Source organism: Pseudomonadales bacterium (genome assembly GCA_041395945.1).
Taxonomy (GTDB): domain Bacteria; phylum Pseudomonadota; class Gammaproteobacteria; order Pseudomonadales; family Azotimanducaceae; genus SZUA-309.
Map to the genome: position 1 here is coordinate 543,776 of JAWKZN010000001.1, position 23,725 is coordinate 567,500.

The window sequence follows — 23,725 nt, forward strand, 5'->3', positions numbered from 1 at the left end:
CCGATTTCCGATGAGTTGCAAAGATGGGGGATGAAATTGAAAGGCGCTACTTTGACGCTGAAGACTTCAGCGCGTTTCGCGCCCGTCTGGATGCCGAAACGGAACAGCTTCGCCAGCTGTTCGATGCGGATCTGTTCAGCGGGCGAGGTGACGTGGCGGGCTTCGAACTCGAAGCCTGGCTGGTGGATGATGCGGGAGATCCCCTCCCGGAGAACGACACCTATCTGACCGCTCTCGCCAATCCTCTGGTCGTGCCGGAACTTGCCGCCTTCAACGTGGAACTCAATGGCAGTCCCTCGGCTCTCACCGGCAGGGTCTTCACCCGACTGGAAGACGAGCTCGCAGCGACCTGGGGTGCCTGTCGCCGGGTTGCGAAAAAAACCGGTTGTCACCTTGTCACCATCGGCATTCTGCCAACTGTCAGAGAGTCCATGCTCACCTCGGAGTTCATGTCGAGGATGGTGCGCTATCACTCTCTCAATGACCGGATCATGGCGCTACGGGATGGTAAACCCCTGGAGGTGCACATCGAGGGACAGAGCGCGCTGCACACCACCCACCTCGATGTGATGCTCGAAGCGGCGGCGACATCTTTCCAGCTCCACCTGCAATGTAAGCCTGCGCGGGCGGTGAGAGATTTCAATGCATCGATGGTCGCATCTGCGCCAACGGTGGCGGCTGGTGCCAACTCACCTTTTCTGTTTGGACACCATCTCTGGGAGGAGACCCGCATTCCGCTGTTCGAACAGGCAGTGAATGTCGGTGAGCGTTATCCGGCCAGAGTGGACTTCGGCACTGGCTACGTGCGCGACTCCCTCATGGAAATCTTCGAGGAAAACCAGCGCGATCATCCGATTCTGATTCCGGCGGTAAAAGAAGACCCGGTGCACAAGTTCAGCCATTTGCGATTCCACAATGGCACTCTGTGGCGCTGGAATCGACCCCTGATCGGTTTTGATTTCGATGGTCAGGTGCATCTGCGGATCGAGCACCGGGTGGTTGCTGCGGGCCCGACGATCAGAGACAGCATTGCCAATGCGGCTCTGTATTTTGGACTGGTCCGCGGCCTCGGGCTGCAGGCCCAGCCGATTGAATCGGTACTGCCATTCGAGGTGGCGAGAAACAATTTCTATACCGCCGCGCGCTATGGTCTCGAAGCGAGGGTGTGCTGGGTGATCGATGGGCGTGAGACGGAAATCGGTATGCGTCACCTGCTGGCCGACCATCTGCTGCCGCTCGCGCGCCGGGGGCTGGAATCCCGGAACATCCCCGCGCAGGAGATCAGCACCTACCTGGATGTGATTGCGGCGAGAGTTGAATCCGGACAGAACGGAGCAGCCTGGCAGCGCCGCTGGGTTCATCGGCATGGCGCCGATATGCATGCGCTTGTGTGTGAGTACCGCAGCCGGCAGGACGCCGGACGCCCTGTGCATGAATGGGAGATCTGACCCTGCCGTTACAGATACTCACCGGAGTCCCTGAAGGTCTGCTCGATTGCGAAGCCCAGGCGCTCGAAGCCGCACTCGGAAGGTCGAGCCTGCTGTTCATCGAGGGAAAATGCGAACCGCCACTGTTCGTCTCGGTGCTGCTGCATGGCAATGAAACCAGCGGCTGGGATGGGGTGAGGCGCTATCTGCTGGACAATCCCCGGCCAGCGCGATCGATCGTTCTCTTTATCGGCAACGTCAAGGCTGCCGCGCAGGGTGTGCGTGTACTGCCTGGCGGGCAGGACTACAACCGGATCTGGCGCAACGCGGAAGGTCCGGGTGGTGCCCTTGCCGCTGCGGTGCTGGCTGCTTTATCCGACCGGGTACTGTTCGCCGCCATCGATCTGCACAACAACACGGGACACAACCCCTACTATTCGGTCCTGACCGATCTCGACCCGGCGAACTTGGGGCTGGCCTTCCTGTTTTCGGACCACGCGGTGTATGTCGAGGAGCCGGACACCGTGCTCACGCGGGCATTTGCCGGACGTTGTCCTTCGGTCACCCTGGAAACGGGCCCTGTGGGCGACCGTCGCTGTGCCGAACGGGTTTACGATTTCATTGACCGGTGCTGCCTGCTGCAGTCCGTGCCTGCCGGGACATCCGATCCTCTGCAACTGTACCGTGCCGAGGCGCGGGTGCACATCCGGGAAGGAATCAGTTTCAGTTTCTCCGGCGAAAGCGGCGACAGTGCAGAGAAGGGCGCAAACGAAAAAACCGGTACACAGAGACAGAAAACACCGCTGATACTCACCGGGGGTGTCGAAGCGGTCAATTTCCACGAGCTGTCGGCAGGCACCCTATTTGGAACCTGTGAAGCGACCGTCGATTCACTGCTGCGGGTACTCGATGTCGAGCATCGGGATGTCACATCCGCCTATTTCGAAATAAGCAATGGGGAACTCCGGCTGCGTAAGTCCGTGGTGCCCGCGATGTACACCACGGACCCCTTCGTCGTGCGCCAGGATTGTCTGTGTTACTTCATGCAGCGGATGAACTGAGGGCAATGTATCCTGCGCGGGGCGGACTCCCGCACCCCAGCCGCTGATCCCCTTTCTCAGACACAACGGCCACCATCCACCTCCAGTGCCACGCCGGTGATCATCGAAGCGTCGTCTGAACACAGAAAAGAGGCGGCGCCGGCGATGTCTGCGGGTGTGGAGAAGCGACCCAGGGGGATGCTGTCGAGAAAGCGGGCGCGGTGCTCGGGGGTATCGCCGCCCATGAAAGTGGCCAGCAGCGGTGTCTCACCCGCCACCGGATTCAGTGCATTGACCCGGATTCCGAAGGGAGCGAGTTCCACCGCCATGGACTTCGTGGCCGTCACCAGCCAGCCTTTCGAGGCGTTGTACCAGGTCAACCCCGGGCGCGGACTCACTGCTGCGGTGGAGGCGATATTGAGAATCACGCCGCCGCTGCGTTTCATTGCCGGTACCAGCTGCTTTGCGAGCAGATAGACAGATTTCATGTTCACGGCGAAAAGCTGCTCGAAATGATCGTCGGACAGCGACTCGAGGGGCATGGGTTCGTGGCCGATGCCCGCGTTGTTCACCAGGATGTCCGGCGCCTCGATCTCGGCGAGTGCCGCCCGGATGCTGGCGGCATCGCGTACGTCCAGTTGCACGGCCACCGCGCCGATTCGCGCAGCCTGACGGGTAGCGGCCTCCAGATTGATGTCGGCGACGTAGACGGCAGCCCCTTCCGCTGCGAATCGCTCCGCAATACCCGCGCCGAAGCCGGACCCGGCGCCGGTGACGAGGGCGATGCGACCGGTAAGGCGTCCGGATACTGGCCTTCCCGATCCCGTTCCGGGGCTGCGCGGCGGATTGCTCATGGCGCTGCCCGGGTGAGCAGCCGCAGCGCCGCCAGCGCCATGACTTTGGCGGCGTCCACCATGTCATCGATTTCCACATACTCGTCGGGCTGATGCGCCAGTTCCAGGATCCCCGGTCCATAGGCGATGCAGTCTTTCAGCAGGCCGATGCGATCGATGTGTTTCTGATCGTAGGTGCCGGGGGATACCACAAACTGAGCGGGCGCTCCGAGCACCTCGCGGATGGCCGCCGCGACGGAACTTGCTACCGGCGCGGAAGCGTCGGTCATGGAAGGAATGACTTCAAAAAGATCCTTGAGCTGATAGTTGAACTGACTGCGGGAAGTTTTCAGACCATCGAGGAGATTAACCACTTCGGCCTTCACCTCTGCGATGTCTTCCTCGATGAGGAAGCGCCGGTCGATGATCATCCGGCAGGAGTCCGGCACGATGGGCGACGGCAGTCCGTCTGTCTCCGCCTGGCCGCCGTGCAGGGAATTGATGTTCAGCGTCGAGGACCTCGCCCCTTCCGGTACCACCGGCATCTGTGAGTGTTTTGCCGCAAGACGGGGAATGAGCTGCGACTCGAAAGACTCGAGCACCGCACCCATGTGGCGCACTGCACAGTCGCCGAGAAAGGGCATGGAGCCGTGTGCGATCCGGCCCCGGGTTTCAATCTCCGCCCACCACACACCACGGTGGCCGAGACAGACTCTGTCTTTGTTGAGGGGTTCCGGGATGATCACATGGTCGACCCGGGGTGAGCTGAAGTAGCCGCGCTCTGCCAGGTAGGCGACCCCGCCAAAACCCCCGGATTCCTCATCTGCGGTTCCGGACACCTCCAGGGTGCCGGGCAGGTCCGGATACTGGGCGATCAGTGCTTCGGCCGCGATCACCGAAGCCGCCAGTCCACCCTTCATGTCGCAGGTACCGCGCCCGTAGATGCGGCCTTCGCGCACCAGCGCGGCAAAGGGATCGAGGGTCCAGCCGTGACCGGGTTCCACTACATCGATGTGGGAATTGAAATGCAGTGTTGGCCCCGGGAGGGAGCCTTCGCGTCGCGCGATCAGATTCATTCTGGGGTACCGATCGGAATCTCCCGGGGTCCCTTCGGCTCTGACGTATTCGAGGCTGAAGCCGCTGCGCTGCAGGCGTTCGCCCAGGTAGCGGGCGCATTCTTCGTAATTCGCACCGGGCGGGTTGGTGGTGGGGATTCTGACCAGTGCACAGGTCAGCTCGATCAGTTCATCGCGGTTTGCCTCGATGCGGCTCAGCAGTGCGTCTGTCTTCAAACTCACTCCGACTTCTTATTTCTGCAGCGATGCAGCATACACGCCCTGCGCGATCGCCCGGCAGACTGTGTTGGCGGCGACGGTGCCCAGGGTGAGCAGGGAGAGCGCCTCCCGGTGCAGGGACACGGCGGCCGTCGACAACACAAACAGCAGATCGCCGTCGCCGGGAGAATGCACCGGATACAGAGCCCGGGCGAAGCCGTCGTGTGCCATCACCGCAATCTGTTTCGCTTCGACTTTGCTGATCACCGCGTCGGTGATGACCACACCGATGGTGGTGTTCATGCCCGCAGTAGAATGCCCGGCCTTGGTGCGGACCACGGTGGCACTGTCCGGCCAGGGTGTCGGGTAGCCACGGTTGCCGAATTCCCCATTCTGCTCGAAGGCGGCCGCCCAGAAGTGATCTGTTGCTCCCACCATCGGCGATCCCGCGGCGTTCACGGCCATGATGCTGACCACGGTGGCGCCGCAGGCCAGTGTTTCCCAGGCCACACCGAGTCCGCCCGGTCCCGCTGCAGTGGTGGCGCCATAGCCGCAGCCGACGCGTCCCGTTGCCGTGTGGCGCGAAAGACGGCTGGCGGCCTGATATCCCAGCTCCCGGTAAGGCGGATAGCGATCCCAGGCCTTGTTGCCGCCATTGTTGAGATCGAAGAGGATCGCCGCCGGCACGATGGGGATGCGCAGATCGACGACCGGGAAGCCTCGATTCTGTTCGCGCAGCCAGGCCTGCACGCCGCTGGCCGCGTCGAGCCCGTATGCCGATCCGCCGGATAACACGATGGCGTCAACGCGTTCCACCATCTGCTGCGGGTTAAGCAGATCGGTTTCCCGGGTGCCGGGTGAGCCGCCCACCACATGCACACTGGCGATGGCGGGTGCATCGGGAATGATGACCGTGGTCCCTGTGCGTACCTCAGGATCCTCGCTGTGACCGACAAGCAGCCCGGCGATGGGCAGCTCCATGACAGGTGCAGACACGTGCTGACCCGGTCAGGCGGCTGGTCGCAGATCGCCCACAATCGATACCCGTTCGCCGTAGCGGCTGTGGGGATAGTAATCCCACACCGCGTGGTGCTGGGTGCAGCGGTTGTCCCAGAAGGCCAGGGTGCCTGGTTGCCACTGGACCCGGCAGGTAAGACGCGGAGTTGTCGCTATGAAGTCGGTGAGGCCTTTCAGCAGCATGCGGCTTTCCCAGGGAGCCAGCCCCTGGATGTGGGAGGTAAATCCGGAGTTCACATAGAGCAGGCGCCGGCCGGTTTCCGGGTGGGTGACAATGACCGGATGTTCGTTCTTCGGATAACTGGTGTCGGCGGGCGGTGCCACCTTGTAGTTGCCGAGATAGGGGAGCGCGCCGTCGTGCACGGCGGTGAGGCCGGTGAGCATTTCCTTGAGGGTATCCGAGAGCAGCTCGTAGGCCAGGTACATGTCGGCAAACAGGGTGTCGCCGCCACCGCACTCCGGGATCTCCTTCATATACAGCATCGAACCGAGCGGCGGGATTTCATCGCAGGTCACGTCGGTGTGCCAGCCGTCACCCGCCGTGTAGCGGGATTTTTCCGTGGTCTTCACCGTCAGTATTTCCGGGTCACCACCGTAGCTGTGCTGCATCGGGTGGACGTGCAGTTTCCCGAAGCGTCGGGCAAAAGCCTTGTGCGCTTCGGCGTCGAGCTGCTGCTCACGGAATACCAGCACCTTCCAGTCCAGCCAGGCCTGGTAGAGCTCGCTGAACTGCTCGTTGCTCATCGGTGTGGCCAGATCCACCCCAAGTATCTCCGCGCCGATGTGCGGTGTCAGGGTTTTCAGTTCGAAGGTCTGAAAGCTCATATCAGGGTCTCCAGGGTTCGTTGTAGTTCTCTGCGCCCACTGCGCGCACATCCGACAGCCAGTCACCCTCGTAGGGCCAGGCTTCAGGAGCTTCGTCCCGCGGTCCCTGCCAGAAACGCGCCAGCGGGCCTTCCGCACCGGGCTCCAGGGACCAGGCCTGGCGGCGGAACGTCCAGCTGTCCGGCACCAGGCGATGTGCTTCGCGGAAATGCCGTATGGCGGCATCGTGATGGCCGTCGAGCTCCAGTGCGGTGGCAAGTTCGAAATGGGCGTGGCCGAGGGCGACCAGGCTATCCCGGGGTCGGGAGCGGGCGATGACCTCATCCTCAGACAGGGCAAAGACACTGGCGCTGCCTTTCGCGACCCAGTCCTTGAGTGCCTCATGGTAGCCCCTGGCGTCCGCCGGTATCCTGCGGGCTTCGGTGAACATCTCGATGAACCGCTGCGGCATGGTGGCGGGTGGATTCGGTCCGGGACCGGCTGCCGCACTCGGCGGTGCCGGAGCGGCTTCCGCCGGACGCACGATGCGGCCTTCTTCATCGATCCACACACTGCTCGGAATATTCACCACGCCGAGTGCGGTGGCCAGCAGATGGTGCTGGTCGATCAGCGCAGGATGGGTGGGTCTGGCCGTCTCCATGAAGGCGCGGCAGCCTGCAGCGCCTAAAGTGTCCATACCCACGGTGACCAGTTCAAAGCCCCGGGGGTGCAGCTCGTCGCGCAATGCCTGCCACACGGGCAGGTGAGCCGAGCAGCCTCAGTAGGGGGCCCAGGCGTACACCAGAACCTTCTGGCCGCGCAGACTCGACAGGGGAAACGGATTGCCATTGAGATCCGGCAGATTCAGGTCCGGGGCCTGGATGCTCGTGAGTGCCCGGTTGCCGACGGACTCCGGGCCGATGGCCGTGAGGCCCTGTTCCGGATCTTCTGCGACGGCCAGCCCGAGGGTCTGTGCCATTTCGATCGCATTGAAAGAGTCCCCGGGCTGGCTGTGCAGTGGAATACAGACCGATCCCTTACAGGCACCTTCGGGCTTGAACTGCCAGCCGGTTGCGGCTTCGAAGGCACCCCGGGTGACGGTGGGTGTGCGTACGATCATCGCGCTCTCCTCAAGTTCGACAGACACGGCGCAGGCGCCCCCATCTGGAATGGGGATGGTAACTGGGTTAGGTTGCAAATTGCATTATGGGAAAGGGAGGCGTGGGATGCTGCAGAAAGGGGACCGCCTGCCTGGCTTTACACTGGCAGATTCCACCGGACAGCCTCGAGGTATCGATGATTCGGTCGCCAGGGGGCGCCCGGCGGTAGTGTGTTTTGTGAAGGAGGATTGTCCGACCTGCCGGGAAGTGATGCCGCTGCTCGACACTCTGAATCGCACCTTCGGTGACCGGGTGGACTTCCACATTGCCGGTCAGACCGTCGAAGGCAACCGCAAGCTTGCGGTGGATTTCGCTCCGGCTTTCGCCCTGCTCGATGATTCCGAGCTCAATGTTTCTTTCGCCTACGACATCGACACGGTGCCGAGCCTGTTCCTCGCCGCCGCTGACGGATCGCTGGAAACCCAACTCGTGGGCATGGTGCGGGAAGAGTGGAAGGGTCTGAGTGATACCCTCGTGGCACGCCTGGATTGCCCGCCTCCGGACATCGACTGGGACGCCCTGCCTGCCTGGCGACCCGGCTGCGGCAGTCTTTCGGTGGATCCGCTCATCGCGGAAAAGCTCCGTGCCCGATCAGAAAACAGCCCACTGCGTGCCCGGCGGGTGGAAATCGCACCCGCTGACGATGAGTTCGAATTTCTCTTCGATCAGGGGTTTTCCGACGGCCTGCCCCTGGTGCCGCCGACCCCGGAGCGGGTGCTGCGCATGCTGTCGGGAACCCGGCGGGATTCCCAGGAATGCCTTGGTGAAATGCCCCCTAATATGGGTGCAGTCACCATCGAGAAGATCGCGATCAACGCAGTGATGGCGGGATGCCGACCCGAGTATCTGCCCGTTGTCATCGCCGCGGCGGAGGCGGTGCTGACCGAGGAATACAACATCCACGGTGTGATGGCGACCACCATGGGTGCCAGTCCGGTGCTGGTGGTGAACGGTCCGGTACGGGAGCGGATCGGCATGAACTTTCAGCTCGGTGCGCTGGGCCAGGGAAATCGGGCCAATGCCACCATTGGCCGGGCGCTGCGACTGCTGGTGCGCAACGTCGGTGGTGCCCGTCCCGGCGGTACCGAGCGCTCCACACTGGGCAATCCGATGAAATTCACCATGTGTTTCGCCGAACACGAAGCACACAATCCCTGGACACCGCTGCATGTAGAGCGGGGCTTCGAGGCCACAGACTCGGTGGTGACGGTGTTTACCATGACCAGTGGGCCGGTGCTGGCGGTGGATCAGGATTCGCGATCCGCGGAGCAGCTTGCGGGTTCACTGGGGCTGTGTGCCGAGAGCGCCTTTCATCCGAAGGCCCACTTTGCCACGGACGTGCTGCTGGTACTGTGTCCGGAGCATGTGAACACTCTGATGCGGGACAACTACAGCAAGGCCGATCTGCGCACGCGCATGCAGGCGGTCACCGCGCGCCCGGTACATGAACTTGTGGAGAACGAGGTGTCCGCAGTAGGCTTCAAGCGGGCCATGTTCGAAGCGATGGATGCAGAAGCCCGGGTGCGTCCGATTCCAAAATTCCGGCGACCCGAAGACATCCACATCGTGGTGGCGGGCGCGGGTGCGGGTAAATTCTCCGGCGTGTTCCACGGCTGGGCCACCGGTGCCATTGGTTCGATCCCCGTATCGAAGAAAATCGAGGAGGTCTGATGACCATCATTCTGGATCCCACGGATGAGCGACGGCCGGTAGCGCGGCAGCTCACACCGCGCACCGGCACCGTCAGTGGCCGGCTTGCACTGCTGGATATTGCCAAACCCCGGGGCAGCGTGCTGCTCGACCGGCTCGAAGCGAGACTCTCCGAGCGCCTGCCCGGTATCCGGGTGCAGCGCTATGCGAAGCCGACCTTCACCAGACCGGCCCCGGATGAACTGCGCCGGGAGATCGCGCGGGACAATGATTTCGTTGTGGAAGCGCTTGCCGACTGAGGATCCTGTACCACGTGCAGTTTGCATGACACGGTATGGTTTGAGATTCAGGGCAAGCCGGCGGTTTCCATCGCCAGTTCCGAGTTCCGCGAAGCCGCCCAGGTGCAGGCGGACGCGCTGGGGATGAGTGATGCGCACTGCGTATTCGTGGCGCACCCGATACAGGATGCTACGGATGCGGAGATGCAGGAAAAAGCGGATGCGGTGATCGATGAGGTAATCCGCGCGCTCAGCTGACACGTCCGGATCTGTGCTCTAATTGCCGGCCTGTCTCCCAGGCCGGCTTCTACATGGCGATTGTCGCCGACAGCCTCACTCGACCTTTCTACGGCTATCGCATCGTGGCGGCGGCATTCGTATCCCAGTTTGTGGCCATGGGTATATTCAGCTACGTGCTCGGCCCCTTCATGCTGCCCATGATTGAAGAACTGGGCTGGACCCGTTCCGAGTTCACCCTGGCGCGCTCCATAGGGCAGCTGGTGATGGGAATCACCGGCTTTGTCATCGGCAGTTACGTGGATCGCTTCGGTCCGCGTCCGCTGATGCTGATCGGCGCCACCGTCATGGCACTGGCGATGGCCCTGCATGCCCAGGTCACCACCCTCACCGAATGGATCGTGCTCAATGGACTGCTCGTCACGGTCGGCGGCGCCATGCTCGGCAATCTGGTGGTGAACGTCACTCTGGCCAAATGGTTCGTGGAGAAACGCGGTCAGGCGGTTGCCTGGGCGGCGATGGGCATTTCCTTTGCAGGGGTAGTGCTGACACCGCTGGTCACCTGGTCTATCGATGTGATCGCCTGGCGGGCGACCTGGCTGGCTCTGGCCATCGGCACCATCGCGCTGGTGGTACCGGTGGCCCTGGTGATGCGGCGGATGCCGGAGGATCACGGCTGGCATCCGGATGGCAAGACCGACGCCCAGGTTGCCGGTGGCTTCGCCCAGCGCGCCCAGGATGACTTTGTCCGTTCGATGACGCGCGCTCAGGCACTGCGTACCGCGGCCTTCTATCTGCTGGTGATTGCTTTCGGGATGTTTTCGATCAACATCGTGGTGATGCTGCTGCAGACGGTGCCTTACCTGACAGACAGCGGCTTCAGCAGAGCCGAGGCGGCTATGGCCATCACCGTTGCATCGATTCCCGCCATGCTGTCGAAACCGATCTGGGGCTACTTCATCGATCGCCTCCCGGCCAAGCCCCTGGCCGCGCTGGGTGCCAGCAGCACGGGTATCGCCCTGCTGCTGATCGTCTGGAGTGTGGGATCGGGTTCACTGGCCGCCGTGTACGGCGCGTTTTTCCTGCTCGGAGTGGGCTGGGGCGGGATGATCCCGCTGCAGGAAGTCATCTGGGGAAGCTATTTCGGTCGCCGTTATCTCGGCGCGGTGCGCAGTGCGGGAATGCCGATCGCACTGCTGCTCAGCGCGGGGGCGCCGCTGGCGGTTTCCTACTTTCATGATGTGTCAGGCGCCTACGATGGTGCGCTGCTCGTGGTGGCGGTGTTGAACATTCTCTCCGGGGCGATGCTGCTGCTGATTCCACCGCCGCGCAGCTTTTCAGGCTGAAACGAGACCCGTTTCCCGTACCGGCGGTGTGCGGCTTGCAACCGGAACTCGATGAACGCAACATCCGCCGGGTAGCCATTCCGGAGAGCGCCATGGACGGTTTTGAAAAGATCGGTTACACCTGTCTCGCGCTGGTGGCGCTCTGTTACCTGGCGGCCATGTTCGTCGGTATTCTGGCGGTGGGCCCCGTCGGCATTGTGGGTCTGATTGCCATCGTTGGCATAGGCGCGCTGTTCATCAAAGTCATCAAGGAACGGCTGGCGAACAGCGAAGACGATCATTACGCAGACAAGGTGGACCAATGATTCTCACTACCCAGGACGAGCTTGCTGAATACACCATTACTGCCACGCTGGGGATGGTCAGGGGCAACACGATCCGGGCGCGGCATCTGGGCAAGGACATCCTGGCCGGATTGCGCAACCTGGTGGGTGGCGAAATCGGTGAATACACCAAGATGCTGGCCGAAGCCCGGGAGCAGTCGCTGGATCGGATGATCCGGGAGGCCGAGCGTCTCGGCGCGGATGCCATCGTTGCCATGCGTTTTGCAACCTCGCCGGTAATGCAGGGTGCTGCCGAACTGCTGGCCTACGGCACGGCGGTGAAGATTCAGAAGCGCTGAATTCAGCTGCGCAGCGCCTCCAGATCCCGGAACAGTTCCAGCGCTTCGGGATTGGCGAGCGCGGCGGTATTGCGCACGGTGCGACCGTGAATGGTGTCGCGCACGGCGATTTCCACGATTTTTCCGCTGAGCGTCCGGGGTATGTCTGCGACTTCCAGAATCCTGGCGGGCGTGTGGCGCGGTGACGCCTGCTCACGGATGCGAGCGGCAATCTTTCTGCTGAGTGTGTCATCGAGGGTGTAACCCGGCTGCATGACCACAAACAGCACAACTCGGATGTCTCCCTGCCATTCCTGGCCCACGCAGACAGCTTCTTTCACGGCGGTGAACTGTTCGACCAGCCGGTAGATTTCCGCGGTGCCGATCCGCACACCACCCGGATTCAGTACGGCGTCGCTGCGTCCGTGGATGATGTAGCCGTCGTGGATGGTGTGCTCTGCGAAATCCCCGTGAGCCCACACGCCGGGAAACCGTTCGAAATAGGCGCTTAAGAATTTCTCCCGATTCGGGTCCTGCCAGAATCCGACAGGGCAGGAGGGGAAAGGCCGGGTGCAGACCAGTTCGCCCTTGCCCTGCTGCAGCCGCACTCCGTCGTCGTCCCAGACTTCAACGGCCATGCCGAGACCGGCCGACTGGATTTCACCCGGCCAGACCGGGAGGTTGGGATTGCCGAGCACAAAGCAGGATATAAGGTCAGTACCTCCGGAGATTGAAGCCAGATGCAGGTCGGGCCTGATGTGTTCGTAAACAAATCCGTAGCTTTCGTGGAGGAGGGGTGAACCGGTTGACAGCAGCGTGCGCAGACTGGAAAGGTCGTGGTGCTCGGCAGGGAAGTAGCCGGCTTTCTCCACCGAAGACAGATACTTCGCACTCACTCCGAAGACGCTTATCCGATCCTGCTCAATCAGATCGAATAGCGTGGCCGCGCCTGGCTGAAAGGGTGAGCCTTCGTAGAGCACCAGAGTGCAGCCCGAGGCCAGTCCGCTGACCAGCCAGTTCCACATCATCCAGCCGCAGGTGGTGAAGTAGAAGAGCACATCCTCAGGGTGCAGATCGACATGCAGACGATGCTCCTTGAGATGCTGAAGCAGTGTGCCGCCGACACCGTGCACGATGCACTTGGGTTTTCCCGTGGTGCCGGACGAGTAGAGAATGTAGAGCGGGTCGTCGAAGGCGCGAGGCACGAATTCGAGTGAGTGTGTAGTGGCGTTTGTGACGCTGTCGAAGCGGATTGCAGCCGAAGGGCATTGACCCAGCACCGCTACCCAGAGAATCTGCTCGATGGAAGCTACCGAGGCGGCGACTGCCTCGACTCTGGCGCGGATCACAAAAGGCTGACCGTTGTAGATATAGCCGTCGCAGGCGATCAGCAGACGCGGCTCGATCTGACCGAAGCGATCCAGCGCGCCGTCCGCACCGAAATCCGGAGAGCAGGAAGACCAGACCGCACCGATACTGGCGGTCGCCAGCATGGCGATTACCGCTTCCGGCACGTTCGGCAGCCATCCGGCGACCCGATCGCCCGGTGCGATGCCCAGTTGCTTCATGTACGCAGCCAGTGCGGCTACCCGCCGACGCAGGTCGCCGTAGCTGAGGCTGCGCCGTTCTCCGCCCTCTGTGTGCGCGATCAGTGCGATGTGCGCATTCTCCTGCCACAACAGATTTTCAGCGAAGTTCAGGCGCGCGCCTGGAAACCACCGGGCACCGGGAAACTGATCGAGCCCGGTCACTGCAACAGCGGCTTTTGAGGAAGCACGTACCCCTGTGAACTCCCAGACGAGTGTCCAGAAACTGCCGGGGTCATCGATCGACCACTGGTGCAGGGCCGCATAGCTGGCGAAGGATCTGCCGATACGCTGCTCGACGAATCGGGTAAATCCGGTGAGTTGCGTGCGGGCAATCTGCTCAGGCGATGGTTGCCACAGGGGTTCCGGTGCTTCGGTGGCTGACATCAGAGCGATGCGCAGATATGACCACCATCAACCACCACCACCGAGCCGTTCATGTAACGCGAGGCATCCGAAGCCAACAGCAGTAGCGGCCCGTCGAGGTCTTCGAAATTACCGAAACGACGCAGGGGAATACCCTTGACAAACTCCGGAGCCTGTTCGCTTTCCAGCAGTTCACGACTGACATCGGTGAGGATGTAGCCTGGAGACAGCGCGTTGACCCTGATCCCATAGCGTGGGGCTTCGAGGGCCAGCACTTCGGTCATACGGGTCACGCCACCTTTGGAGACGGCATAGGGGAACTGGCCCTTGATGGTCCGGGTGTCGGTGATGGAGGAAATATTGATGATGTTGCCGCCGCTGACCTTGTTGGCCACGACCCGCTCGGTGAAGAGTTTGGCGAGCATCCAGGCGCTCTTCAGGTTGGTGTCGATGACCGAATCCCAGTCATCCTCATCGATCATCATGTAGGTTTTTGCGCCTGCCTGAATGCCTGCGTTGTTGATCAGCACATGGATGGGCCCGAACGCCTGTTCCGCAGCGTCGATAAAGCGTCTGGCGCTGTCCGGATCACAGACATCGAGTGTGGCCGCCATGGCTCTGCCGCCAGTGGTATTGATTTCTTCTGCTCTGGCACGGATGGCATCGAGCCTGCGGGCACCCAGACTGACTTTCGCACCAGCAGCGGCGAGCACACCGGCAAAGTGATGACCCAGACCGGACGAGGCGCCGGTGACCATGACATGTTTTCCATCCAGATTAAACAGATCCACGCGTTCCTCCCGTTTGCAGTGCTGGAGAGGATGCTAAAGGCTTAAGCCGGAACAGACCAGTGGAGCGAGCGGGAGCCGGGCACTCAGGCAGAAGCCGCTTTTCCGTGGTGGGACGTGGACGTGGTGGCGAGCGCGTAATCCGAATAGGTGATCGTCCGGTTTCTGCCTGCGTCCTTTGCCGCATAGAGGGCGTCGTCTGCGGCTTTGAAGAGTCGGGTGATGTCGTATCCCAGCTGGGTTGTGTCGGCAACTCCGCAACTCACTGACATTTCGATGATGCGGCTGTCGTGGACCATGGGTGTCCCGGATATCTCCTTGAGAAGGCGTTTCGCCAGACGGCCGGCCTGGGCTTCCGCCATGTCGGGAAGCAGAATGGCGAATTCCTCTCCACCCAGTCGGCACACAAGATCTGTTTTGCGGACACAATCCAGCAGCTTTTCAGTGATGAACTGCAGGGCCGCATCTCCGGTTGCGTGGCCATAGGTGTCATTGAGCTGTTTGAAGTAGTCAGCGTCGATCACCAGCAGCGACAATGTCTTCAGATCCTCCCGGGAGGACTGCAGGACTTCGGTGGCCTGGGAGAAAAACGACCTTCGATTGGTCAGGCCAGTGAGCTCATCCGTGTCTGCCAGGCGTCGCAGTTGCGTGTGGACACTGGAAAGCTGCACGGCCATGCGTGACATCAGATAGGTGACAGGAAATGCGACCAGCACAGGGACGACCGCGCCGATGTAGAAAGCGTTCGATTTTCCGAATGCGGCGTCGCCGAACAGGAGAAACAGAAAGTAGAGCACACACTGGGACACGATAACGGAGAAGAGCGTCACCGAGAAACAGAATGCCCACATGTCTCGATTTGTTTTCAGTCTTATTCGCAAGAGGCCAGCTTCCCTGCCGCTGTCGTGTCTGCGTCCGCATGGTGCGGGAAAACGGCGGTCGGCTGTGTGACTTCGGTCACGTTCAGGTGGCCGGGATGAAAGAACGCAGGACGCGCTGGATCAGTGCTTGAAGACGTTGATCAGTTCCTCGATGACTCGATCCTGCTCGCTGCGCTGGTTTGAATTCATGGCCGTATGCACGCAGTGCTTCAGATGCTGGCGCAACAGATCTGCCTTGACCCGGGTCAGGGCTGCGCGCATGGCGTCCACCTGATTGACGACGTCGATGCAGTACCGGTCTTCATCGATCATTTTCTGCACGCCGCGCACCTGACCTTCAATGCGCCGGAGTGCATTGGTGACTTTCTTCGAGGTCGTCGGATCCACTTGCGTCTCCTCTATCAGAAGCGATACCCCCGTAAGGTATGTTGAGCTCCCTGGATTTGCAATTCATGGTGGTGCGGTGATCGCTGGGCTGACATTGAAATACTCTCTGGCGGTGTTGACCAATATACCCCTTAGGGGTATTTTCAAATCCAGGTCCTGTTGTGGAGGTTGGCGATGAGTGATGCAGAGGGTGCCGCACGGGCTGAGAACCCGGGCGTATCGGACACAGTGCTTGACCCAGTATGCGGGATGACAGTGAAAGTCGACTCACCTCATCGATTCGTATACCAGGGGGCGACTGTAAGATTCTGCAGCGCTGGTTGCAGAGCAAAATTTGTTGCTGATCCACTCAGGTATTTATCAGCAGATGAGGCAGGCGCCAGCACACCCCCCGGGCACGCTCACCCCGGCCCGGGGTCTGCGGTGGACCCTGCAAATCTACCGGCCAATACCAAATGGACCTGTCCCATGGACCCTGAGATCGTGCAGGATGGACCCGGTGCCTGCCCGATCTGTGGCATGGCACTCGAACCCATGATGCCGAGCCGGGATGCGGGTCCCAATCTGGAGCTCATCGACATGAGCCGGCGCTTCCGGGCGGGCGCTGTGCTCGCAGCACTGGTGATGGCGCTGGAGATGGGCCGCCACTTTCTGGGCATCGACCGGGTCCTTGCGCCGCTGTGGAACACCTGGGCGCAACTGCTGCTGGCGACCCCCGTCGTGCTGTGGGCCGGCTGGCCGTTTTTCGAACGTGCCTGGGTTTCGCTGCAAACCCGCAATCTGAACATGTTCACGCTGATCGCTCTGGGTACCGGGGTGGCGTGGGGATACAGCATCGTCGCGACGCTGGCACCGGGAATTTTTCCTTCCGCATTTTCAGACGCGCACGGCCTGGTGGCTGTGTATTTTGAACCGGCCGCGGTCATCACGGTGCTGGTACTGCTGGGGCAGGTACTCGAACTGCGTGCCCGGGAGCGTACGGGTGGTGCCATCAGAGCGCTCCTCGACCTCGCGCCAAAGACTGCTCGACGAATTCGCGATGGCAACGAAGAGGAGGTCGAACTCGAGAATGTAGCGGTCGGTGACCGGCTGCGGGTGCGGCCCGGGGAAAAGATTCCGGTCGATGGCCTGGTGATCGATGGCCGCTCGACGATCGATGAATCCATGGTCACCGGTGAGTCCATGCCTGTAACCCGAGAGGCGGGTAACAGAGTGATCGGTGGCACCCTCAACCAGACAGGCGCACTGGTGATCGAAGCGGAGCGGGTCGGATTCGACACCATACTGTCGCGCATCGTGCAGATGGTTGCAGACGCGCAGCGATCGCGCGCGCCCATTCAGCGTCTGGCCGATCGGGTGTCCGGCTACTTCGTGCCTGCGGTGATCGGCATCGCAGCGATCGCCTTTGTCATCTGGTGGGCGATCGGTCCCGAGCCATCACTTTCCTATGGTCTCATTGCCGCCGTCTCGGTGCTGATCATCGCCTGTCCCTGTGCACTGGGTCTCGCCACACCCATGTCGATCATGGCAGGTGTCGGGCGTGCTGCGCGTACCGGCGTACTGATCAAAAACGCCGAAGCGCTGGAGCGCTTTGAGAAGGTCGACACGCTGGTGCTCGACAAGACCGGCACGCTGACCGCCGGCAAACCGGCGGTGGTGGCGATTGAACCGGCGGGTTCTTTCGATTCGGAAAAGCTGCTGTTTCTGGCTGCGAGCCTGGAAAATCAGAGTGAGCACCCGCTGGCGCTGGCGATCGTCGAAGCTGCCCAGGCTCGCGATATCCGCCTTGCGGAAGCCACCGAGTTCGATTCACCGACGGGTAAGGGCGTGATCGGGCGGGTCGAAGGCAGGCAGGTCGCGATGGGTGCGGAGCGGTACATGAGCGAACTGAAAGTCGATGTCGCAGCACTGCAGGCCCGGGCCGAAGCAATGCGCCGCGATGGCGCCACCGCGATCTACGTGAGCGTCGACAACGGGGTGGCCGGCGTCATCGGCATCGCGGATCCGGTGAAGGCGTCGACACCCGCTGCACTTGCAGCATTGCGTGCACAGGGCCTGCGCCTGGTCATGCTCACCGGGGACAACCGTACTACGGCTGAAGCCGTGGCGCGCAAGCTCGGCATCACGGAAGTGGAAGCCGAGGTGCTGCCGGAACACAAATCCGAGGTGATCGCGCGACTGAAAAGCGAAGGTCGTGTGGTGGCCATGGCGGGGGACGGTGTCAACGATGCGCCGGCGCTGGCTGCAGCGGATGTGGGCGTGGCCATGGGCGGTGGTACCGACGTCGCCATCGAAAGTGCTGGAGTAACACTGCTGCACGGCGACCTGACGGGCATCGTCAAGGCTCTGCGGATGTCGCGACTCACGATGCGCAACATCCGCCAGAATCTGTTCTTCGCCTTTGCCTACAACAGCGCCGGAGTGCCGATAGCAGCCGGTATCCTCTACCCATTCACCGGCGATCTGCTTTCACCGATGTTTGCAGCCGCGGCGATGGCGCTGTCGTCGGTGTCGGTTATCGCGAATTCCCTACGGCTTGGGTCGGTGAAAATCTGAGGAGCGTCCGCGGTAGTTGTGTAAGATGTGGTTTGTCCGCTGAATTTATCTGTCCAGTGAGGTGTTTCGATGGAGAAGCGACCAGAAATCTTATTGACTTCACAGGATCTGGATGACCTGGAAAGACTGCTTGATAAGCTGCCCGAGGGGTCTTTTCCCGGGAAGGCCGAACTGCAGACAGAGCTCAATCGTGCCAAGGTGGTCGGGTCCCGTGAAGTTCCCCCGGATGTGGTAACCATGAACAGCAAGGTACGCTTCGCGCTTGATACCGGAGAAGAGTTCTGCCTGACTCTGGTGTACCCGAAAGACCTGGACGGCAGTGCCGAACAGATTTCGATACTTGCCCCGGTCGGCAGTGCGCTGTTGGGTCTGTCTACCGGTGAACACATCGAGTGGCCCAGGCCGGGAGGCGGAATGTTGCAGGTGCGTATCGTAGAAGTCGTGGATCAACCTGAGCGGTCCAGCCAGTTCCGGCGATAGAGAGCGTCTGAACAGCAGATACCGCAAAGGTGATGTACATTCCACAATGATCGCCCCTGAGAGATACATGGATGAAGTCATGCCACGCTCGAATCCCCCGCCGATTACAATCACCGAACCGGATTTTAAAACGCTGGAGTCTCTGTTGAGTTCCGAAGCATTCCGGAACTTGCCAGGCAGTGAGATGTTGCAGGCAGAACTGGATCGGGCAGCCGTCGTAAGTTCTGAGGAGATCGATACGGACGTTGTCACCATGAATTCGGTCGTTCGATTCGTGGAGGAAGGCGCCTACAAGGCATATCAGTTGAGGCTGGTTTATCCGGAGCAGGCAGGCGAACCAGGTACTGTGTCGATATTGGCGCCGGTCGGAAGTGCGCTACTCGGGTTGACCGTGGGGCAGTTCATCAGGTGGCCCGCTTCGGGCGGACGTCAACTCAGACTGCGGGTTGTCAGCGTGGTCCACCAGCCGGAATCGGATGGAACTCTGACTTCGTAAACTGCGATTGATCGACAGCCATTCCCTGAAGAGACCAGTCAGATTCCTGCTCGAGTAGTACATACGCCGGCTGATGTCCAGGCGTGAGTCCTGGTGTCGGAGGCTTTTCTCAGGAGATTCGTCTCGATGGCTTCAGGATTTAGTCACGTTATCCCCTGCTCGATCATTGCATTGGCGACTCGCCTGAAACCCGCAATGTTCGCACCCAGTACAAGGTTCCCGGGTTGGCCGAATTCTGCCGCTGTGGCGCTGGAACGCTGATAGATGGCTGACATGATTGTGCGAAGTTGCCTGTCTACGTCTTCCAGACTCCACTGGGTGAGGCCTGCGTTCTGCTGCATCTCAAGCTGACTCGTCGCCACCCCTCCGGCATTTGCAGCCTTTCCCGGCCCGTATGCGATCTGCGCCTCGAGGAAGAGGCGTACCGCCTCGGGTGTGCTTGGCATGTTTGCACCTTCGCTGACACAAGTGACACCGTTCGAGAGGAGCGCCTCCGCATCTTCTTTTGTCAGTTCGTTCTGAGTCGCACAGGGAAAGGCGACATCTGCCGGAAAACGCCAGACAGCGTGACCGTTGACCGGGTAATCCGCGATGGGAATGAACTCGGCATCTGGATGGTCATCAACATAACCTGCAAGAGAGACCCGCTTATCCAGTTTGAGAGTTTTGAGAGTGACCGGATCGATACCCCGTGAATGATGTATGGTGCCGGTGGAATCTGAACAGGTGATGGGTAGTGCTCCCAGAGCCAGCAGCTTTTCTATGGTGTAGATGGCGACGTTGCCAGCACCGGACACAAGGCATGTCCTTCCCTGGAGGTCTGCACCCCGGTCGTGCAGCATACTGTCGGCGAAATAGACACAGCCATAGCCGGTAGCTTCGGTGCGACCCCTTGATCCACCCCAGGTCAAACCTTTCCCTGTGATTGCCCCATCGAATCGACCAGCCAGCCGGCGATACTGGCCATACAGAAAACCGATTTCGCGGGTTCCTACGCCGATGTCCCCTGCGGGTACGTCGATAACCGGACCGATGTGTTTGTGCAGCTCCGTCATAAATGCCTGACAGAAGCGCATGATTTCCCCTTCGGATCGGCCTTTCGGCTCGAAATCGGCTCCGCCTTTGCCACCGCCGATGGGCAGACCCGTCAGAGCATTTTTGAAGATCTGTTCGAAACCGAGGAACTTGATGATTCCTGACGTGACGCTGCGATGAAATCGCAGCCCGCCCTTGTAGGGTCCCAGTGCCGAATTGAACTGTACTCGATAGCCCTTGTTTACCTGCACGCAACCGTTGTCATCAATCCAGGTTACCCGGAACAGGATCTGCCGTTCGGGTTCCACGATGCGCTGGATAATTCCGTGCCGCGCGAATCGAGGATCCGACTCGAGCAGAGGCTGCAGAGAATCCAGAACATCTTCAGCAGCCTGATAAAATTCGACCTGGGCAGGGCTGCTGCGTTTCAGGCCCGCCAGGGTGTCATGCACATAACTCATGCTTAGGCTTATCTAGGTAAGAAGAGTGCATGATTATGGGGCGGATAGGGGGGGCAGTCACCTCAATAGTGCGACTTCCTCGGCGGTTACGGTCACGGCGTCATTTCCCCATTGAGTACGCTCGTGATTCAACACTGCAGCAATTTCCTCATCGGTCAGGCTGGCTGCAAAAGGTGGCATCGGCGAAGCGTAGCGGACACCGTCGATGGCTTTTCCGGAAATTCCGTGTAGAACTGCACCGATATGTGCTGAGGGATCCTCATCCAGGACCGCGGGGTTCCCTGCCAGTGGCGGGAACACGCCCGGGAGACCGGTTCCGTCTATCTGGTGGCAGGAAGCACAGTTGTTGCCGTACACCTGCTTGCCCAGAGCCTGCCAGGCTGAGTTTTCCGGCTCTGCCGTGATCCCTCTCACCGGTTGCGGAGGCTGGTGCACGAGCACGGTATCGATCCGGTTGCTCAGTTCCAGAGAAACGTATCCGGCACCCCATGCGAACACCATCAGAAAGAGCACCCAGGCCCAGGTAGGCACAGGCACAGGTGTTTCCATTCGGATGGGTTCAAACTCATCGCCGATCCTGGAGCCGTACGCGTTTGCGAGCAGGTCTACTTTTCCGGAAACTACATCACCGTCGATGATCCCATGTACGGAGATTGCCGGTCCGTTATGGACAGTGAATGGTATGATGCGCAGGCTTATCTGCCCCTGGTCATCTACCGCGCGCAACCGGAGGCGGTGTTCCCCATCAGCCATCTCCTCCGTGTCCAGCTTGAACTTCTCCGGCGGCGTCACAATCCGCATCGGCACTTCGGCATCATCCAGATAAACTTCAATTCGCACCGGGGAAGTCCACTTCGGTTTCGTCGAGAATCTGATACTTGATATGCGATGGATCCGTCTCCCCGGGCCAGAGGGTCCTGCAGACTCCCTCATAGAAGGCATAGACGACGACAAGCCCGGCGAGAGAGACAGCGAACCATCCGAACAGAACGTAGTCGTCGCTACCGTCGAATCCGCAAAGAGCGATTGCGAGTTCAAAGTAATAGGTCAGATAGTCGATCATTCGACGACATCCGCCTGCTGAAGCGACTGGAGATAGTGAACGAGGTCGATAGCGTCTGTCGTCGCGACGATTACCTTTCCCTGCGGATTGAATTCAGGTGGTACTGGTACGACCTGTTCGTTCTGGCTTTTCTGCTCCTTCTCGGTGAACAGCCACGGATAGCCCGGCATCACAGAAGTCGATACGACAGCCCTGGGGTTGTAGAGGTGGATCAGATTCCAGACTTCGGAGGGTTGTCGTTTGCCGATGTTTGAGAGATCAGGTCCGGTTCGTTGTGTCCCCAGCAGAGGTGGGTCCTCAAGTGCGTAGTCACCAGGATGGGATCCACGACCGTAGGGTCGATCTAGCGGCAGGTTGCGCACAAACTGGGTGTGGCACACGCCACAACCTTCTTTCAGGTAGAGATCCCGACCCCGGCTGACCGAGTCCGTCGGGACTACGATGCCTGGGAGCGCCTGGGCTCGCTGGGCTTCAAAAGCCGGTAACACTGCGATCACGATACTCAAAAGCAGATACAGTCCCGCGGACAGACCGATCAGCAGGCGGTGGTTCTGGTGAAGGGTCATGCGTTAACGCCTCTGAGGGGTTGCATCGTCGTTTCCTGAAGCGGTCGCATCGACCACAGATTGATCAGGAAAACCAGATGGCTGGCCACCATGAGGAAACCGCCGATAGCCCTCCACATCCACATGGGTGCTGCGGCATCGACAGAAGCGATGAACGACTCTCCGGCCACCCATGACGCGCCCTGCAGAACTCCAGCAATCGAAATGGCGATCACATACAGACTGCCTCCGATGAACGCCATCCAGAAGTGAACGCCCATCGCCACTTCTGAGGGTCCCCGACCCGTGATGCGAGGCACCAGACCATAAATCGCACCCCAGATTCCAAAGGCTACGAAACCGTACATGGCCAGATGCGAATGGCCAACTGTGAAGTTGGTAAAGTGCCAGTAGATATTAGCGGAGCGGAAGGCTTCTATGGTTCCCTGAGTCGATGAAAGGGCATAGCCCCATGCGCCTACCAGCAGAAAAATAATCGGATAGCTGCGTCGCACTTTGTGCCAGGAGCCACGAGCAGTCAGAAAGAAATTCCCGAAGCCTGCCCACACCGGAACCATCATTCCGACGCTGAACAGGATGGCAGTTGTCTGCACCCACCAGGCAACCGGGCTGAAAATGAAGTGGTGTGCACCGATCAACGTGTAGAAAAGGATACTGGTCCAGAATGCCAGCACACCGAGCGCATAGGAATAGATCGGTTTGCCCAGCATTCGCGGCAGCGCGTAATAAGTCATTCCCAGGACCATCGGTGTGAACCACATGCCGACCGCGTTGTGCATGTAGTACCCCTGTATCACGACGTTGCCCATGCCACGCTGATAGAAGGGCAGATATGCAATTGTCACAATGATTGCAAGCCAGCAGAACGCACCCATGATGTACCAGTTCGACACGTAGATTTCCGGAATGGTTCTCCTGGAAATGGTCTGGTAACAGGTATAAAAAATGCAGATCAATCCCACTGCATACAGGCCCATGATGGGGCTCAGAAGTTCTCTGTATTCCTGAGGTCCTCTGCTGATGCCCAGAGAGAGCGTAATCACCGCAGCCACCATCGCGAGGTTCCAGGCAATGAGTCCGGCGCGCGCGATTTGTGGTCGAAACAGGGGGATTTTTGAAGTCCGACTGATGACGTACAAAGCGAGTCCTGCCAGTGCCATTGAGGACCAGCCGAACATCACGGTGTTTGTGTGTATGGGGCGGATCCGCCCGAAGGAGAAAACCGGATACTCGAGGACTTCCGGCCAGTAGAGCTTGACCGCCGCAAGCAGGCCATATCCCGTGCCGACCAGCAGCCACAGCGTGGCAGCCGCCAGAAACTGGAAAACCAGAGTCTTGGTCTGTGCTTCGTGACCTGCCGGTAGCGCTGTGCCTGCTGCTGTAACCACGGGCT

At 60.4% G+C, this 23,725-nt stretch carries 24 protein-coding genes; 10 read left to right on the forward strand and 14 right to left on the reverse strand.

Annotated elements, in window-relative coordinates:
* Positions 1 to 23 precede the first annotated feature (23 nt).
* Both R3E82_02595 and R3E82_02600 read left to right on the forward strand, forming a co-directional pair.
* On the forward strand, positions 24 to 1,448 hold the full coding sequence (locus tag R3E82_02595) for a hypothetical protein (GenBank protein MEZ5549757.1): 1,425 nt from the start codon (positions 24 to 26) through the stop codon (positions 1,446 to 1,448).
* Positions 1,436 to 2,488, forward strand: coding sequence for a hypothetical protein (locus R3E82_02600; protein ID MEZ5549758.1), 1,053 nt, complete (start codon positions 1,436 to 1,438; stop codon positions 2,486 to 2,488). The genes R3E82_02595 and R3E82_02600 overlap by 13 nt, the downstream gene beginning before the upstream one ends.
* A 56-nt stretch (positions 2,489 to 2,544) precedes the next feature.
* Here the strand turns inward: R3E82_02600 and R3E82_02605 are convergent, their stop codons facing one another.
* Genes R3E82_02605 through R3E82_02625 form a run of 5 tightly spaced genes read right to left on the reverse strand, consistent with a single transcriptional unit; the run spans position 2,545 to position 7,515 of the window.
* Positions 2,545 to 3,321, reverse strand: coding sequence for a glucose 1-dehydrogenase (locus tag R3E82_02605; GenBank protein ID MEZ5549759.1), 777 nt, complete (start codon positions 3,319 to 3,321; stop codon positions 2,545 to 2,547).
* On the reverse strand, positions 3,318 to 4,598 hold the full coding sequence (locus tag R3E82_02610; protein MEZ5549760.1) for an acetylornithine deacetylase/succinyl-diaminopimelate desuccinylase family protein: 1,281 nt from the start codon (positions 4,596 to 4,598) through the stop codon (positions 3,318 to 3,320). The genes R3E82_02605 and R3E82_02610 overlap by 4 nt, the downstream gene beginning before the upstream one ends.
* Before the next feature lie 9 nt (positions 4,599 to 4,607).
* Complete coding sequence (locus R3E82_02615; protein MEZ5549761.1) at positions 4,608 to 5,570, reverse strand: P1 family peptidase; 963 nt, start codon at positions 5,568 to 5,570, stop codon at positions 4,608 to 4,610.
* 12 nt (positions 5,571 to 5,582) lie between these two features.
* On the reverse strand, positions 5,583 to 6,416 hold the full coding sequence (locus R3E82_02620) for a TauD/TfdA family dioxygenase (GenBank protein MEZ5549762.1): 834 nt from the start codon (positions 6,414 to 6,416) through the stop codon (positions 5,583 to 5,585).
* Position 6,417: 1 nt separating this feature from the next.
* Complete coding sequence (locus tag R3E82_02625; protein MEZ5549763.1) at positions 6,418 to 7,515, reverse strand: ResA-like WAxxUGC motif-containing protein; 1,098 nt, start codon at positions 7,513 to 7,515, stop codon at positions 6,418 to 6,420.
* Between the two features lie 106 nt (positions 7,516 to 7,621).
* Here R3E82_02625 and R3E82_02630 point away from each other — a divergent pair, with 106 nt between their 5' ends.
* From R3E82_02630 to R3E82_02650, 5 genes are read left to right on the forward strand one after another with little or no spacing between them, the layout of a single operon-like run.
* Complete coding sequence (locus R3E82_02630; protein MEZ5549764.1) at positions 7,622 to 9,226, forward strand: redoxin family protein; 1,605 nt, start codon at positions 7,622 to 7,624, stop codon at positions 9,224 to 9,226.
* Positions 9,226 to 9,741 (forward strand): UGSC family (seleno)protein, encoded by a 516-nt coding sequence (locus R3E82_02635; protein ID MEZ5549765.1) that lies wholly within the window; start codon positions 9,226 to 9,228, stop codon positions 9,739 to 9,741. Before R3E82_02630 ends, R3E82_02635 begins: the two co-directional genes overlap by 1 nt.
* Positions 9,742 to 9,794: 53 nt before the next feature.
* Positions 9,795 to 11,066, forward strand: a complete 1,272-nt coding sequence (locus R3E82_02640) for an MFS transporter (GenBank protein MEZ5549766.1) — start codon at positions 9,795 to 9,797, stop codon at positions 11,064 to 11,066.
* A gap of 35 nt (positions 11,067 to 11,101) precedes the next feature.
* On the forward strand, positions 11,102 to 11,371 hold the full coding sequence (locus R3E82_02645) for a hypothetical protein (protein MEZ5549767.1): 270 nt from the start codon (positions 11,102 to 11,104) through the stop codon (positions 11,369 to 11,371).
* Positions 11,368 to 11,688, forward strand: coding sequence for a YbjQ family protein (locus R3E82_02650; GenBank protein MEZ5549768.1), 321 nt, complete (start codon positions 11,368 to 11,370; stop codon positions 11,686 to 11,688). Before R3E82_02645 ends, R3E82_02650 begins: the two co-directional genes overlap by 4 nt.
* Before the next feature lie 2 nt (positions 11,689 to 11,690).
* On the opposite strand, the gene R3E82_02655 is transcribed toward R3E82_02650, so the two are convergent.
* The 4 genes from R3E82_02655 to R3E82_02670 form a co-directional block, all read right to left on the reverse strand.
* Positions 11,691 to 13,640, reverse strand: coding sequence for an acetoacetate--CoA ligase (locus R3E82_02655; protein MEZ5549769.1), 1,950 nt, complete (start codon positions 13,638 to 13,640; stop codon positions 11,691 to 11,693).
* Entirely contained in the window at positions 13,640 to 14,410 is a 771-nt protein-coding gene (locus R3E82_02660) for an SDR family NAD(P)-dependent oxidoreductase (GenBank protein MEZ5549770.1), read from the reverse strand. The genes R3E82_02655 and R3E82_02660 overlap by 1 nt, the downstream gene beginning before the upstream one ends.
* An 83-nt stretch (positions 14,411 to 14,493) precedes the next feature.
* Positions 14,494 to 15,258, reverse strand: coding sequence for a GGDEF domain-containing protein (locus R3E82_02665; protein MEZ5549771.1), 765 nt, complete (start codon positions 15,256 to 15,258; stop codon positions 14,494 to 14,496).
* Positions 15,259 to 15,408: 150 nt separating this feature from the next.
* Positions 15,409 to 15,675 carry a metal-sensitive transcriptional regulator gene (locus R3E82_02670; GenBank protein MEZ5549772.1) on the reverse strand — a complete coding sequence of 89 codons (267 nt, stop codon included), beginning with the start codon at positions 15,673 to 15,675 and terminating at the stop codon, positions 15,409 to 15,411.
* Positions 15,676 to 15,849: 174 nt separating this feature from the next.
* Here R3E82_02670 and R3E82_02675 point away from each other — a divergent pair, with 174 nt between their 5' ends.
* The 3 genes from R3E82_02675 (at position 15,850) to rnk (R3E82_02685) (ending at position 19,207) form a co-directional block, all read left to right on the forward strand.
* Positions 15,850 to 18,231, forward strand: coding sequence for a heavy metal translocating P-type ATPase (locus tag R3E82_02675; protein MEZ5549773.1), 2,382 nt, complete (start codon positions 15,850 to 15,852; stop codon positions 18,229 to 18,231).
* A 69-nt stretch (positions 18,232 to 18,300) separates the two neighbouring features.
* On the forward strand, positions 18,301 to 18,711 hold the full coding sequence (gene rnk / locus R3E82_02680) for a nucleoside diphosphate kinase regulator (protein ID MEZ5549774.1): 411 nt from the start codon (positions 18,301 to 18,303) through the stop codon (positions 18,709 to 18,711).
* A 67-nt stretch (positions 18,712 to 18,778) separates the two neighbouring features.
* Complete coding sequence (gene rnk / locus R3E82_02685; protein ID MEZ5549775.1) at positions 18,779 to 19,207, forward strand: nucleoside diphosphate kinase regulator; 429 nt, start codon at positions 18,779 to 18,781, stop codon at positions 19,205 to 19,207.
* Between the two features lie 143 nt (positions 19,208 to 19,350).
* On the opposite strand, the gene gdhA is transcribed toward rnk (R3E82_02685), so the two are convergent.
* The 5 genes from gdhA to R3E82_02710 are packed head-to-tail and all read right to left on the reverse strand — an operon-like array spanning position 19,351 to position 23,720.
* On the reverse strand, positions 19,351 to 20,703 hold the full coding sequence (gene gdhA, locus R3E82_02690) for an NADP-specific glutamate dehydrogenase (protein MEZ5549776.1): 1,353 nt from the start codon (positions 20,701 to 20,703) through the stop codon (positions 19,351 to 19,353).
* 57 nt (positions 20,704 to 20,760) lie between these two features.
* Positions 20,761 to 21,543 (reverse strand): cytochrome c, encoded by a 783-nt coding sequence (locus R3E82_02695; GenBank protein MEZ5549777.1) that lies wholly within the window; start codon positions 21,541 to 21,543, stop codon positions 20,761 to 20,763.
* Entirely contained in the window at positions 21,533 to 21,766 is a 234-nt protein-coding gene (locus R3E82_02700) for a hypothetical protein (protein ID MEZ5549778.1), read from the reverse strand. The genes R3E82_02695 and R3E82_02700 overlap by 11 nt, the downstream gene beginning before the upstream one ends.
* Positions 21,763 to 22,332 (reverse strand): cbb3-type cytochrome c oxidase subunit II, encoded by a 570-nt coding sequence (locus R3E82_02705; protein ID MEZ5549779.1) that lies wholly within the window; start codon positions 22,330 to 22,332, stop codon positions 21,763 to 21,765. Before R3E82_02705 ends, R3E82_02700 begins: the two co-directional genes overlap by 4 nt.
* Entirely contained in the window at positions 22,329 to 23,720 is a 1,392-nt protein-coding gene (locus tag R3E82_02710) for a cbb3-type cytochrome c oxidase subunit I (protein MEZ5549780.1), read from the reverse strand. Before R3E82_02710 ends, R3E82_02705 begins: the two co-directional genes overlap by 4 nt.
* Positions 23,721 to 23,725 lie beyond the last annotated feature (5 nt).